Source organism: Paenibacillus sp. KS1, from assembly GCF_001680695.1.
GTDB classification, from domain to species: domain Bacteria; phylum Bacillota; class Bacilli; order Paenibacillales; family Paenibacillaceae; genus Paenibacillus_B; species Paenibacillus_B suaedae.
On the sequence record NZ_MAIS01000034.1, the window covers coordinates 24,844 to 38,908 of the forward strand.

Here is a 14,065-nt window from a genome sequence, read left to right on the forward strand (position 1 = left end):
ACATCATCGTATCCTTAGGTACGCGTGGTGTGGGTTGAGCGCTATTATGTCATTTCTGGTCTTTACCGGATGAGAGTGCTCCTTCAACAATAGAGATCGCCGCATCGCCTTGACGCTTCCCCTTCTGGCGATATAGCCATGATGCATATTCCATTGGCCGTGCGATTGCATTCCGATAAGTATCTCGATCCCCGATTCGATGGAACACTTCCCGTGCAGGCTTCGGATTTACTTCGAGCAGCCATACATGCCCCTTGCGGTCGATCGCGAGATCCAGTGCCAATTCACATAAGGCCCCATATTTCTCTTCTAGGAACTGTGCGATCTCGAGACTGATCCTCTCTGCGTCATCCTTCACTTCTGCAATTCGATGCTCATCGCCTATCCATCTGCGGAGCAGTTCATCCATCCGAACCGCCTCTCCACCGCCATGCAGGTTGGAAGTGATGCTTTTATTTGCTCCAACCCGACCTGCACAGCCTGTCACTTCCCATTTGCCTTCGCCATTTTTTTGCACGAGCATGCGATAATCATGCACGCGTCCGTTCGGCAGCTTCAGCGCAATCCCTTGCTGGACGAGATAACGGTCTCTAGCTCTCCAGGCAGCCAGTTTCCTTGCTAGTTGGCCAATCGTGAGCTTCTGCGGACGAATAATCCGACGCTGATGATCACGCCCTTGTACGAATACGGTGGTGGGATTGAGAGACGAACGCTCGATACGCATAATGCCCCTTCCACCTGTACCGTTTATCGGCTTCAAATAGATTAAGGAATGAGAGCGCAGCATACTCTGCAGATCCTGCATGGACTGATATAAGCGGGTAGTTGGCAAGTGCCCCTTGACCGAAGGGACAGTCGACAGCACCTGGTGAATCGTCCATTTGTTGCGCAGCGGCCGATTTAAGAACAGCAGGTGATTGTACTTGCTGCGGAATCGGCGAAGCTGAGTGAAGCGATGGCTGTTTTGGAGACGGCATCGATCAAATATCATATTCGGAAAACGCGTCCATTTCCGTGTCCAGCGCCTCGTTTCTGGATGATAACACATCGCGTGAATGCGTCGATGTTGGTCATCAACATCCTGTGGAGTGAACACATACACGTCGAGTCCTATTTTTTTGCCGGCTGTGATCATGCGCTGATAGATGAGGCGCTCTTCTAGATGCTTTCGTTCATTCAAGTATAGCGTCAATATACCGAGTGTCGGTTGACTCAAGCTGTATCACCTTCTTCCCGTCCCTTATCCGCCTAATTTGGCAAGATATTGGCAGTATTGAAATATACGCTCGAGCGAACGTTGGCGGATATGAGGCTCATCGAACTTCATCGGTTTGGCATTTGCTTCGAAGAACCAAATGCTTCCGCCAGCATCGACACCTAAATCCATAGACATCTCTCCATGTAGATGCCCGGATGCACGCTCGATCTGTCTTGCGATAATCAGCGAAGCATGTCTGGCACGAATCATGATGCGCTTAGATTGCTCATTACCGAACACAGAGATTAAGAGTTTCTCCGGGTCGTCTATACTACCGCCGCGGGGTACATGTGTCGTAATGCTCATTGTACCTGCGACACGTGCGCCCACGCCTGTAACCTCCCATTGTCCCCGGCCGTTCTTCTGAATCAGGACACGAAGATCGAAGGGGCGACGATTGCTGGCTGCAAGTGGGATGCCTTGTTGCACAATATAGTCGTGGGCGCCGGCTTCCTTACGGATACGGCTCCATAGCTTCGAGATCGTAGCGCATTTATACGATACGCTCTTCTTTTTTTCCTGGATCTTCAGACGGTACTTGAGTGCCTTGGTATGATTCACGCGAAGAGTCATAATCCCTGCGCCTGCTTTGCCGGATTCCGGCTTCAAGAACAAGTAAGGATGTTTATGCAGCATTTTACCTAATGCGGCCGAGGTTTTCAGCCGTCTGGTTGAAGGGATATACTTTTTCGTAATTTTTGATTTTTTAAGCCATTCGAATAAGTGCCATTTATTGAAAAAGTATGGGTTGAACAACTTGATCGAAGGATGTGCGAGCACCTCTTTAATCTTGCTGCGAACCGCTGGAAGACTTTCATCCTCACGAAGGGGGATGCGATTATAGATAACGTGCGGAAGCGGGAACCACTCCTGCTTCCACACATTATTCTCATAGGAATAACCGATGACACGCTTCGCGTGAAGCTTCAAATCCCGAACTGTTAGAAGAAAAACAGTAAACCCCATTTCTCGGCCCTTTTTGATAATATCGGCAAAATTATCTCGGTTGCCGCGGAAGTACTCTCTGTCATCATCCATCGTTAGTATTGCAATGACAGGTGTTTGTGTCGTTTGCTCGTTCCCACTCACGTGATCTCCCCCCTGCGGAATTTGCTTAGGTACAGGCAGTGATCCAAAATATGTTCAATGGAAGCTTGCCCTTCATTCTTAAGGGAAGGGTGCTTGAATATCGAGCGTCCCGGCTTCGCATTTGCCTCGAACATCCAGACCTGCTCATCACGGTCAATCCCAATATCGAAGCCGAGCTCTCCGATCAAATGCGGATGATTGCGCTCAATTGCTTCTGCCAACTGGATGGCGATCTTCCTCGCCTTGTCGAGCACTTCGTCTGAACGTTCTCCGAATGCACGTTGAAGTGCCTGGGAAGGAGTCATGAGTCTGCCGCCATTTTTCACGTGAGTAGTTACACTGCCTTTGCCGGCCTTCTTGGCGCCTATGCCCACCACCGCCCACTTGTTTTCTCCGTTCTTATGCATATGGAAACGGAAATCAATTGGACATCCGTCAATCTCGATCAGGCGGACGCCCTGTTGAATGACATAATTGCGCAGGCTGCGTCCATGTCTCGCTTCGAGCATGCGCATCAGACTGGAGAAGGTGCGGAAGCGAAGGAGTACGTTCTTGCCATTTGAAGTATACCGGGCGAAGAACCCCTTCTTCGGCAAGTAGGTCAGCCGATAGATACCGATGCCAAGACTGCCGCCAGAAGGCTTATAATAGGCAAACTGATGTCGTTCCAGCATGGTTCGGATCGTGTCCGATGAAGGATTCATGACGGATTCAGGAACATACTGATTGGCTTCTGATTCATTCTTGAGCAGTGCATATACATCCGATTTATTGAAGAAGCTCCAGTTGAAGAACGGGATTTTTTTGCGTATGAACCGTTCACGAAGCGTATTGTAAGAGCCGGATGTTTCGGCGCGTCTGCTAGGCAAACGGTTGTATACGACATCAGGCAGCGGTACGGTTCGCCTTATCCAGCCTCCCGAAGGGCCAAGAAAATAGCCAAGCACCGTATCGTTATTCCAATTAATGTCGCGGGGAGAGAATGCGAACACGTATGCCTTCTTATTGCCAGTGCGAAGGATCTGCCTAATAAACCCGGTACGGCTGCCGAAGGGGGCTGAAGATGAGCGGGACGTTCCTTCAGACATTATGCCAATGAGAGGGCCGATGTGAATGTCGCCTTCAGTTTCGTTCAATAGAAATACAGATCCAGATTTAGGGACTCGTACGGCTGACCGTAATCCTGCCGTTACATAGAGATGCTTGCCGGGCTTCTGGATCGGTCTGACTGAAGCTGGAATGATCGTCTTTCCGAGCCTGAGCCGTACCGATCTTTTGCCGGCAAGTTTGAGCTGTTTTAATAAGGAGTTGGATACATATAAAATTTTTTCGGAATTTGGCGTCAAATGGACGTTGCATACCGTCAAACTCATGAACTGACCCTCCTAAGGTACCGAACCAACACATGGCGTGCGTACAAGATGGGATTTTCCACTGATTGCAGGGCAGCTTCGTATTCTCCGGTGTGTCTGAATACGGATCTGCCAGGTTTGGAATTGACCTCGAGCAGCCAAGGGCGAGCCTTGCGGTCAATCCCGTAGTCGAGGCCGATCTCGCATATTCGCCCATATTGGGCTTCCAGAAGCGGTGGAATGTATTCGCTGTACGTACTCAATTGTTCTATAAGCCGATGAACATGATTCGGTTCGAATTGGCTTTCCAAGAATGGTATGACCGAGACGGCGCGACCGCCTCCGTGCAGATTAGATGTGACGCTGTCAGGCTGGCCTACCCTTGCTGCCATACCGGTTAGAACCCAACGGCCGTTTCCGTTTTTTTGCATAAGAACACGGACATCGAACGGCTCTCCTTCTTGGGTAACCAATGATAAATAGGGTTGTATGACAAATCTGCGCTTGCCGACAAATTGTTCGATCCAAGCGAATCCTTCCTGAGGCCGGGAGAAGCTGTGTTGTATGGGATGATTATCGTCGTCCCTTCCACGAAGCTCCAAAGTGCCGGGAAGAGCAGCTGATATCGAATCAGTCTTCTCCTTATCGTTGTCGCGGTAGCGTACATGAAGTGTAGACTTTCCATGAGTGCCGCCATGTGGCTTCAGAAATAGGCCGCCATGATAACGATTCAACAGAGCAGCGAGACTGGAGATGCCTGCGAACAACCGAGTGGGAGGCAGTATGGGGGACAGGGATGAATCCTTGCGCATTGAACGATAGATATCCCATTTTCCTCGTAAGCCGATGCCGAGAAGCGTGACATTCGCCAACTGCTTCATACGGATGATGGCAGCTTGTGTTTTACGGTATTGCTGCGGATTGCTGTAGGAGCATCTGTCATAAGCGAGCCGAGGAAGGGGGGAGGTACGCTGTTCCCATCCGGACTTCCCATATACAAATGCATGAACGGTGCAGTCACCCCAATGTATCCATAACGGGGAGAACACGATAACACGGATACCGTGCTTGCGACCGGCAATGCAAAGTTTGCGGCAGTAGTCCGCTTCCGCGAATGGCAGCGTTCCTGTGCCTTCACATTGCAGAACGCCAAGCGTCAGCGCAGAAGGTTCTGACATGTTCATTGCTGCCACCTCCTTAGATCCCGGTTAGAAATCGAGAGTAATCCACGATTTTGCGCACAGAGGGCCGTATTTTTCGATCACCTAAAGGTGTGTTGTCGTTCTTGGATGGTTTGGAATTGACCTCGAGGAGCCAGACCTTCCCCGAGTTATCTACAGCAAGATCGATGCCGAGCTCACCGAAATGAGCGGGAATATAAGTGTCTACACCTTGAGCGATGTCAAGTGCAGCTCGCCTCAGCCGTGCACTTACATCATTCTTCACCGAAGAAGGCAGGTTCGTGCGGAATATGGCTTCCTTCACGGTACTGAGTGAGCCGCCGCGTGCCAGGTTGGATACAAAGTGCTGATTGCTCGCTATGCGGGCGACGATCGAAGTGATCGTCCATTTGCCGGAAGCGTTCTTCTGGACGAGTGCTCGGAAATCCACGGGACGCTTGCTGTGATCGATCAGTGTCAGTCCCTGCTGAATTTGGTAGTGGTTCGTCTTCAACTTGCCAGATAGGCTGGAGAAGACCTTAGTAAGACTGCTAAACTGCTGCCGTTTTGTTCCGTTTAAGGTGGAATATAAGGCTTGATAACTGTGATCCGGGAGCCGAGTGATGCGAATAATGCCTTTGCCAAGGCTGCCGCGTGCGGGCTTTAAGAACACAGTGGTATAACGGCTGCACATGCTTTTTAAGGTGGAGAAGGTACGGAGCGAGTAAGACTCCGGCAAATACTTGGATAGCTCTGCATGAGGTCTGAGTGCTTCGAACACTTCTGTTTTATCCAAGAATTTTTCATTGAAGACAACGGACTGATATCGGGATTTTACTTCTTTCATAAAATGCTGTACGCTAGGTTTGTTCTCCAGCTTGCGTGACGTCAATCGGTTGTTGATAATATCCGGTATCGGCATCGTAACTCGTTGCCAGCTACCATTGGTATTGACCCACGCTTTGACATTGTGGAGGTCTTGGATATGATCGGGTGTGAAGAAGCATACCCATGCTCCTTGGAGCTGGCATGCATCGACCAATTCCTTGCAGAAAGAGGTAATAGAACCGAATGGCTTATCCGGCATGCTCGGATAATCACGGCTTACTAATACACCAATAAGCGGTCCAAGGCTCAAGATTTGGCTCGATGTCTTGAAGGCCGCACGCAGTGACTGGCCGTTCGTCAGCCCCATCTTTCGTGCAAGTGAGTGATTCATTCGTAGCCCGTCGAAGCGGGAGACGGATATTACTGTCACGCGCTGCTTGAAGGAACCGAACTTCAGAGTCAGCGGCTGGTTGACAGGAACCTTCCACAGCTTGACATAAGCCTCTCCCAACATGAGCACATCGTCTTGCAAGAGGCTGGAGCTGATCAACTGGAGCGTCACTTTTGATTTAGACATGGAGGTTCTCCTTCCAACAACAACTTGCAGTCATTCATACGATCCCATCTGCATGGGTCGATACAGATAGACCGTATACGTTAATTCATCATATGAGGACATATTTCCCTTGGTGATTGACCTATTGAAGGAAATAAAAAGGGGGAATAGACATGCCGGTATGGCTGTTTATCAGTTTTAGTGTTGTCGTTGCTGCTATCGTAGGTGGGGTTACCAACCATTTTGCGATCAAAATGCTTTTTCATCCGCGCAAAGCCATGTATATTGGCCGCTGGCGCATACCATTTACACCAGGACTTATTCCGAAGCGCAGAGAGGATATTGCCGCTTCTTTCGGTGATGTTGTAGCCGAATATTTAGTTACAAGTGATGGGCTCCGTACGATGCTGAATAGGCCCGATACTCGTGAGAAGGCGACAGAAACGGTTCTGCGCATGACTCAGAATTGGTCGGAAGATGACAGAACGGTCAAAGAGTGGGCGGTCAAGTTGTTTCCGGATAAGGAATGGGATGAGATTCGGGATCAATCTGCGCATCGATTGCAGGAATGGACGGCAAATGGGGTTAAGAAGTGGCTCGAGGGGAAAGGCTGGGATGAGCGCCCTCTGGTTGAATGGCTTCCTGAAGGGTGGGAGCAGTCATCTGCGAAATGGGCAGACAAAGCCGCAGCTGTGATGCTGTCATCGTTGGAGAAGGAATTGACCTCGTTGCAGGGACAACTGCTCATGACGAAGCTGGCGAAGGATGTCATTGATCGTGCCTCAGGTTTCTTTGGCGCTATGGCAGCGATATTTGTGGATGAGGATAAGCTCGTAACCAAGATGATGCCTGTGCTCGTCGAACAGCTTCGCTCGCCTAAAGTTCGCGCGGCCGTTGCAGGTTTCATTTTATCGAAACTTGGTGAATGGCTACAAGAGACACCTGCTCAGATTGTTCGATCGTGGACGGATATACCCGAAGAGACGAATTCCCTTGATTATATTGTGAGCCAAGCCGCTGCGATGATTCAGTGGCCGAAGCGGATTGATCGACTTGGCGAGATTCAGCCGGCGCATCTGGTTGGCAAGTATGAAGCAGTGTGGAGTGGTTATATTCCACGAGCTGTAGAGGCAGCAATTGCGCTCTTGGATCGCAATCTGGACGCTATTGTTCGCGCAGCCCGTTTGCAGGAAGTGGTACGCACTCAGGTGGAGCAATTCCCGATTGAACGTCTGGAGACGATCATTTTAAGTGTGTCGGGCAAGGAGTTCCGAGCAATTACATGGCTGGGGGCTTTGCTTGGGGGCATTATTGGATTGGTGCAGGCTTTTGTTCTATTAGCTGTCGGATAAACGTCATATTTGGATGAGGACAGTAATATGGAACTATGATATGCTGAAGATTGTATTTTTTGCGGGAGGTAATGAATGATGAGCGTATACGACAAAGCGCACGACTTAGCACGTGCATTGCAGTCCTCTGAAGAGGCCAAAGCTGTAGAAGAAGCAATGAAAGCAGTGGATGCGAACCCTGAAGGCAAGCAGATGCTTGATGATTTCCGTGCACGTCAGATGAATATGCAGCAAAAGATGATGACAGGTGAAATGCCAGATCAAGAAGAGATGGAAAAGATGGAGAAATTGTTCCAAGTGATCAGCATGAATGCAGATATTGCGAAGCTGTTCGATGCTGAACGCCGCCTTGCCGTTGTCATTCAAGATGTGAACAAGATCGTCTCCGAATCGCTAGGCCACCTGTATCAATAAGGACAAGAAAGAAGTCATGGGATTCATATAACCGGCATACGCTCTAGTATAGGACAAGAATAGAGATGATGCTTCAGAGTCACGGCTCGTCTCAAGTAAGGAGCGTAACGGGATGAAAACGGAACGTCATACGGCTATTGTGAAGCCACGGAATAACTGGAAGCATGTCATATCCATCATTCTGGTTGTAGCGATGCTGATTTATGTATTGCCTACATTGAGCTTCAAGGATGGCTGGACAGCAGCTTCGACGTTCGGCGTTGTATGGATTGCGTTTGCATTGTTGATTGTTGCTGCTCATTTGCACCGCTTGCTGCGGGTGGATGAGGAGACGGAACAGCGTTTGCAGAAGATTAAGCGTGAGAAATATAGACGCCTTGAAGAGCGTATGAAGCGGCAGCCAGCCAGGTTGAAGTAAGCACAATAGCTGAGGAATAGAGTCTCTCCATTAGGAGAGGCTCTATTTTTTTGGTTCTGAACCGCTGATTACGGTCATAATTGTGACATTGTGGGGCAGGAGAAGCATCGCTGAAGCGTTGGGAACAGCATTGTTTTTTTTGAGTTGGCATTTGGAATATTTGTCATGGGAAATGGGTTTCGTTGGGAGAAAATTTAAAAATTGAAATTTGAAAAAGGCTAAGATATAATACTCACATCTGTCAAATTAGAACCGTATTAATAAAATGGTCATTCGGTCAATAAGGAGGTGACAGCGTGCATAGTATTCGTTTTTTCTGGTCGGAATTCGTGGCGAATATCCGTACCAAAGATGTGCTTGTACCCGTTTTGGGTCTGCTCATTATCCCGCTGCTGTATTGCGGCGTATATCTGGTTGCGAATTGGGATCCTTATAGCAATGTCAAGCATATGCCTGTCGCTGTCGTCAACGAGGATCGACCGGTGATGTACGAAGGGAAAGAGATTGCCATCGGCAGAGAGCTGATCGAGAAGCTGCGCGATAATGAGAAGGTAGAGTTTCATTTTGTAAGCAGGCAGGAAGCGGAACGGGGATTAAGCGAGAACAAGTTCTACTTGATGATCCGCATCCCTGAACAAATGTCGCATAATGCAACGACGATCCTTGATCCGCACCCGCAGCCGATGAACCTGATATACACAGAGAACAGCAGTTATAACTTTATTTCGGGACAGATCTCAGATAAAGTAGTGCAGAACATCAAGGCAGAATTGTCGCAAAAGGTAACGGAAACGTATGTTGAGCAAATGTTCAATGCGATTGATAAAGTAGCGGATGGATTGAATGCTGCTAGTGAAGGTGCGAGTCAGATTGAGCAAGGCTTAGGCCAGCTAGGTGAGGGGATTGAGAGGTTCCGCGATGAATTGAATGCGGCGGTCGATTCGAAGACCTCTCAGGCTGGAACGATGGTGGAACGTGCCTTGGAGGAGAACAAAGAGAAGCTTGATCAGATGATTCATAAGGAAATCGATGAAGCGATCCGCAGCAATAAACCGAAGATGATGGATAAGATTCATCGTGAAATAGATACGCAATCTGATAAATATTATGATATCGTGCACGATTCGCTGCATATCAAAATTGACGAGCTTGTTCGCACCAATTCTATGCCGGCTAAGGAAAAAGTACATGAACAAATTGATCTGCAAGCTAACAAGTATGGTGAGCAAATTCGGGAGAATATGCATAAAGAAATTGATCGTGCATATGAGGCGAACTTGAACAATGTACTGGCGAAGATCAGCAAGGAGCTTGATGATTCGATAACGAAGATGGAGCCTGCAGCTCGAGCCAAGATGCATACCATCATCGATAATGAGTACAGCAAGCTCGACAGCACGATTCGTTCTTCCATTCATCGCTATATTGATGAGAAGGTCGATGCCATCTTTGACGGCGCAATTCAGCGTGGCAAGGATGAGATGAACAAGATCCACGAGGATTTGAAAATACTTGAGGAGAAGCTTAAGCCCTTTGAAGAACAGATTCCGCCTGCTATGAAACCGCAGTGGGATGAGTTGAAGAAGAAGCTAGGGGATGCTCGTGCGAAGGTTGAGGATCGGCTGAACGGCGAGAATCTGTTGGCGCTCAAGAATAAGGTGAAGCAGGATCTAACGGAGCTTGCGGATAGAGAACTGAGCAAGGTGGGAAGTTCGCTTGTGAAGAAGCTGCACGAGGCAGCGGATCAGAAGTTCGATGAAGTCTTCCCACAGATACGCTCCATGGCGAACCGCATGGTGATTGCGAAGGCGAATGAATTGGCTCCTCAACTGCGAGACAAGGCGCATGAGCTTGCAGAAAATATGTATCAGCAGAAGTCGAAGCAGCTAGTCGATACGCTGCATACGCTTGTTGATGAGAAATGGAAGGAATACGAGCCGAAAGTCATTAACGGCATTCATCATAAAGTAAATGATGAGTTGAACCGATTGGCGCCAGAGATTACGAAGAAGCTGCATAAGGCTGCAGACGACAAAGTAAATGCGATGGAGCCTATGGCGCGTGATATGCTGCATAATTTGGCGGATATGAAGCTGAATGAAGCAGCCAGTCATGTGCAGAAGGTTATGTTCCAGAAGATGAGTAATATGCTGAATCAGGTAGAGAAGGCCAAGGCCTCGATTAACGACGGATTTGCGATGCTTTTAGATGGTCAGAAGCGACTGCAAGATGGAGGCGCAGAGCTGCGCGACAAGCTGAGAGAAGGTGCAGAGAAGGCGATGCAGCACCCGACCGATAAAACGTATGAGATGATCTCATCTCCGGTAGGCAGTGACAAGCTGGATAATCATGACGTCACAACGTATGGCGTTGGTATGGCCCCGTATTTCTTGTCGCTTGGATTCTTCGTGGGTGCACTTATGTTCTCCATGGTCTATCCGTTGAAACAAACAAGCGGGAGGCCTCCATCTGGTATGGCTTGGATGGTAAGTAAATTTGGCTTTATGACAGTCGAGAGCATTCTGCAAGTGATCATCTGCGGTACAGTTGTACTGACGGTCATTAATCTGCCTGTAACCAATATACCGATGTTCTTCCTTGTATGCTTGACGACGAGCTTAACCTTCTTTGCCTTGATCCAATTTTTCATTACGACGTTTGGCAATGTAGGCCGGTTTATCATTATTATTTTGCTCGTGCTGCAGTTGTCTTCAACGGCAGGAACGTTCCCAATTGAGCTGACACCGCCATTTTTCCAAATGCTTCATCCATGGCTTCCGATGACGTACACAATACGGGCTTTCCGTGGCGTTATCTCACTAGGTGATATGGGCTATGTATGGATGAACCTCGGATTTCTGTCGGTGTACATTGGACTCGCACTGGCAGCAAGCAGCTTGTCGTTCCAGATGTTCTATCGCAAGCTAGTGAAAAAGGAGAGAGCAGATTCATCCGCAGTGATTGCGGGATAAGGCTGTGAATTCCCTCGTATGCTTAGCTAACAAGCTGGTATCTGAATCGTCAGATGCCAGCTTGTTTATTTTGCAGTTACCTATAAATATATGGTAAACTAAGCACAGAATACAACAGTTCGGGATATAGGGGTGTAACAGATGGATGGCCATGATGCGACGCTAACGAAGCACGAACAATTGCTGCAGCATATTGAAAGTTTGAAGCCGGGGACGAAAATATCGGTTCGTAAGCTGGCGAAGGAAATGGGCGTTAGTGAGGGAACCGCCTATCGTGCCGTGAAGGAAGCAGAGAGCATCGGGATCGTAGTCACGAAGGAACGTATTGGCACGGTTCGGGTAGAGAAGAAGCCGCGCAATATGTCCGAACAGCTGACATTCGGTGAAGTTGTTGATATTTTAGGCGGTCATGTTCTTGGCGGAAGCCGCGGTCTGATGAAGACACTGAACAAATACGTCATCGGCGCGATGAAGCTGGATGCCATGGCTCGTTATATTGATGCAGGGAGCTTGCTCATTGTCGGGAACCGCGAGGATGCTCATCGTCTTGCGCTTCAGCATGGAGCAGGTGTACTTATAACGGGTGGATTCGGAACAAGTCGAGAGGTAAAGCTGCTGGCCGATGCGCTGGACTTGCCAATTATCTCTTCGAAGTACGATACATTTACGGTCGGCTCTATGATCAACCGCGCGCTGTTCGACCGGTTAATTAAGAAGAAGATTATGATCGTTGAAGACATCGTTACAGCGAAAGACAAAATGATTGTGCTGCGTCCATCCAGCACAGTAAGCGACTTCCAACGACTGCGTGATGAGACAAGTCATACTCGCTTCCCCGTCGTAGACGAGTGGTATAGGGTTATTGGTATGATTACATACAAGGATGTACTGGGGGCTGAACCAGACACGAGCATTGATAAGCTCTATACGCGGAGTCCGATCACGGCTACGCTGCAGACGACGCTCGCTTCGGCAGCGCATACGATGGTGTGGGAGGGCGTTGAACTGCTCCCGATCGTCGATCGCAACCGCAAGCTCATTGCTGTAGTGACCAGACGGCAGGTGCTGCAGGCGATGCGTGATGCCCGCAAGGAGCCGCATCTCGGGGAGACGTTCGATGACCTGATATGGAATGGGTTCGAGGAAGAGCGGGACGATAAGGGGCAGCTCTATTTCCGTGGTGTCATCACACCGCAGATGGTGAATGGATTCGGTTCTGTATCGGAGGGCATCTTATCCACCGTTATGACGCAGGCCGCTTTGCGGGCGGTGAAGGACGTTCGCAGCTACGATCACGTTATGGAGAATATGACAACTTATTACGTCCGCCCGCTTCAAATCGAGGATATCGTTACGCTGCATCCGGAATTTATCGAGATGAGCCGCAAATTTTGCAAACTGGAACTGTCCATCCGCCACGGAGAGCATCTCGTCGCCAAAGCAATGATGACCGCACAGTCGATCGATCACGACTAGCGTACAGCTATGCACCGCAGTAGGGACTTAATGTTTCGGAGAGAGAATGTATGTCTAGTTGTCTAATCCAAATGAATACGCAAAGAGCATATATGGATAGGGATACTTCACGAAGAGCAAATAAATGGGATTGCCTCTGCTGCTGTAACGCGGCATATGAGAGGCAATCCCATTTTGTTGATGTGGCGATTATTTTTTACCTGCGGAATAAATGGCTTGATAATGGCTGTGATTGCGCAGCCCAGCGAACAAATTGAATAATCCGATTACGAGCAGTACAGCTCCTACAATGACTCTAACTGTCGATGCTGTGAACATGAAAATTTGGATCGTTGCGATGAGCAGCAGCATAATTCCCATACACATATTCATTCTAGCCGCATACAAGCCACGAAGCGCTGTGGCCTGCTCACGTCTTGAACGAAAACTGTAATACACAGACATTCCTGAAGTCACACAAATCAGGATAATGAGCACCCATTGGATAGTTTCCATCGATTAAGCAACTCTCCTTCTTTGACAATATGGAAACGACTACAATCTAAACTCCTTTATATTACCATATTCCAGGGGGCTGTCCTACAAGATTTAGTGGCTGCCTAAGCGAGCGATGATTCCCTTAAGGGGATGTTGGTACATAAGTATGTACATCAATCCACACATGAAGCACTCCTTCGGTGACGAGCATTGTTCGGAGCTGAACCGTGTAGTCCTTGTCATTCACGTCGGGATATATTTTACGGGACAATAGCCCTTCCACAAGCTTACTGTACTCATCAATTTTGAATACGTTGCGTCCCTTCAATACGGCTAAGTCCTTGAGCAAACGCCGTCGCAGCTCCATTTCATCTGCTTGCGGGATGCTAGTGTCGTTCTGCTGTTTGTAGATGTGCAGGTCGATGCTTTTAATAATGGTTTTCCGATTTTTGTAGCGAAGCAAGTCTTCCGTTTCAGCCTTGTAATGGGCAAGGCGATCGCGCAGATCAATATTGATCATCATGACCTCATTAAATTGACGCAAATAGACCGCATGGTAGATTCCCGCACCGATGACGCTGCCGACAATGATGAGTGCGAGATTGCTGAGCCATAATGGGGTTTTACGCTGGCGCATCGTGCAAGCTCCTTCCTTCCCTTGACTAATTACGCGATGTTATGCGCGACTCCGGCGTAAGAAGTGGTTGATGGGA

The 14,065-nt window shown here is 48.7% G+C and carries 12 protein-coding genes; 5 read left to right on the forward strand and 7 right to left on the reverse strand.

The genetic code is table 11. The features are described from left to right. Window positions 1-49: 49 nt before the first annotated feature. From BBG47_RS13320 to BBG47_RS13340, 5 genes are read right to left on the reverse strand one after another with little or no spacing between them, the layout of a single operon-like run. Window positions 50-1,216: a YheC/YheD family endospore coat-associated protein gene (locus BBG47_RS13320; protein WP_065292109.1), complete on the reverse strand. Its 1,167-nt coding sequence runs from the start codon at window positions 1,214-1,216 to the stop codon at window positions 50-52. Window positions 1,217-1,240: 24 nt separating this feature from the next. Further along, window positions 1,241-2,347 (reverse strand): YheC/YheD family endospore coat-associated protein, encoded by a 1,107-nt coding sequence (locus BBG47_RS13325; RefSeq protein ID WP_021252180.1) that lies wholly within the window; start codon window positions 2,345-2,347, stop codon window positions 1,241-1,243. After that, entirely contained in the window at window positions 2,344-3,720 is a 1,377-nt protein-coding gene (locus BBG47_RS13330; RefSeq protein WP_065292110.1) for a YheC/YheD family endospore coat-associated protein, read from the reverse strand. Before BBG47_RS13330 ends, BBG47_RS13325 begins: the two co-directional genes overlap by 4 nt. After that, the gene (locus tag BBG47_RS13335) at window positions 3,717-4,883 is read right to left on the reverse strand and encodes a YheC/YheD family endospore coat-associated protein (protein ID WP_065292111.1); all 1,167 of its coding nucleotides are present in this window, start codon (window positions 4,881-4,883) and stop codon (window positions 3,717-3,719) included. The genes BBG47_RS13330 and BBG47_RS13335 overlap by 4 nt, the downstream gene beginning before the upstream one ends. A gap of 13 nt (window positions 4,884-4,896) precedes the next feature. Continuing rightward, a complete protein-coding gene (locus BBG47_RS13340; RefSeq protein ID WP_065292112.1) occupies window positions 4,897-6,264 on the reverse strand; it encodes a YheC/YheD family endospore coat-associated protein in 1,368 nt (455 codons plus the stop codon). Window positions 6,265-6,416: 152 nt separating this feature from the next. Between BBG47_RS13340 and BBG47_RS13345 the strand changes: the two genes are divergently transcribed. From BBG47_RS13345 to BBG47_RS13365, 5 genes are all read left to right on the forward strand, one after another. Beyond that, complete coding sequence (locus tag BBG47_RS13345; RefSeq protein ID WP_065292113.1) at window positions 6,417-7,595, forward strand: DUF445 family protein; 1,179 nt, start codon at window positions 6,417-6,419, stop codon at window positions 7,593-7,595. A gap of 78 nt (window positions 7,596-7,673) precedes the next feature. Further along, a complete protein-coding gene (locus BBG47_RS13350) occupies window positions 7,674-8,009 on the forward strand; it encodes a YlbF/YmcA family competence regulator (RefSeq protein ID WP_065292135.1) in 336 nt (111 codons plus the stop codon). 112 nt (window positions 8,010-8,121) lie between these two features. Then, complete coding sequence (locus BBG47_RS13355; protein WP_065292114.1) at window positions 8,122-8,427, forward strand: hypothetical protein; 306 nt, start codon at window positions 8,122-8,124, stop codon at window positions 8,425-8,427. Between the two features lie 296 nt (window positions 8,428-8,723). Further along, window positions 8,724-11,399: a YhgE/Pip domain-containing protein gene (locus tag BBG47_RS13360; protein WP_065292115.1), complete on the forward strand. Its 2,676-nt coding sequence runs from the start codon at window positions 8,724-8,726 to the stop codon at window positions 11,397-11,399. 141 nt (window positions 11,400-11,540) lie between these two features. Next, window positions 11,541-12,875, forward strand: a complete 1,335-nt coding sequence (locus BBG47_RS13365; protein WP_065292116.1) for a DRTGG domain-containing protein — start codon at window positions 11,541-11,543, stop codon at window positions 12,873-12,875. A gap of 189 nt (window positions 12,876-13,064) precedes the next feature. On the opposite strand, the gene BBG47_RS13370 is transcribed toward BBG47_RS13365, so the two are convergent. After that, complete coding sequence (locus BBG47_RS13370) at window positions 13,065-13,370, reverse strand: YtpI family protein (RefSeq protein ID WP_021252171.1); 306 nt, start codon at window positions 13,368-13,370, stop codon at window positions 13,065-13,067. Between the two features lie 124 nt (window positions 13,371-13,494). Continuing rightward, window positions 13,495-13,989 carry a sporulation membrane protein YtrI gene (locus BBG47_RS13375; protein WP_021259007.1) on the reverse strand — a complete coding sequence of 165 codons (495 nt, stop codon included), beginning with the start codon at window positions 13,987-13,989 and terminating at the stop codon, window positions 13,495-13,497. Between the last annotated feature and the right edge of the window lie 76 nt (window positions 13,990-14,065).

Coding starts and splice junctions, on each gene's coding strand:
- BBG47_RS13330 (WP_065292110.1), bottom strand. CDS start 3,720: ATGAGTTTGACGGTATGCAACGTCCATTTGACGCCAAATTCCGAAAAA.
- BBG47_RS13335 (WP_065292111.1), bottom strand. CDS start 4,883: ATGAACATGTCAGAACCTTCTGCGCTGACGCTTGGCGTTCTGCAATGT.
- BBG47_RS13340 (WP_065292112.1), bottom strand. CDS start 6,264: ATGTCTAAATCAAAAGTGACGCTCCAGTTGATCAGCTCCAGCCTCTTG.
- BBG47_RS13345 (WP_065292113.1), top strand. CDS start 6,417: ATGCCGGTATGGCTGTTTATCAGTTTTAGTGTTGTCGTTGCTGCTATC.
- BBG47_RS13350 (WP_065292135.1), top strand. CDS start 7,674: ATGAGCGTATACGACAAAGCGCACGACTTAGCACGTGCATTGCAGTCC.
- BBG47_RS13355 (WP_065292114.1), top strand. CDS start 8,122: ATGAAAACGGAACGTCATACGGCTATTGTGAAGCCACGGAATAACTGG.
- BBG47_RS13365 (WP_065292116.1), top strand. CDS start 11,541: ATGGATGGCCATGATGCGACGCTAACGAAGCACGAACAATTGCTGCAG.
- BBG47_RS13370 (WP_021252171.1), bottom strand. CDS start 13,370: ATGGAAACTATCCAATGGGTGCTCATTATCCTGATTTGTGTGACTTCA.
- BBG47_RS13375 (WP_021259007.1), bottom strand. CDS start 13,989: ATGCGCCAGCGTAAAACCCCATTATGGCTCAGCAATCTCGCACTCATC.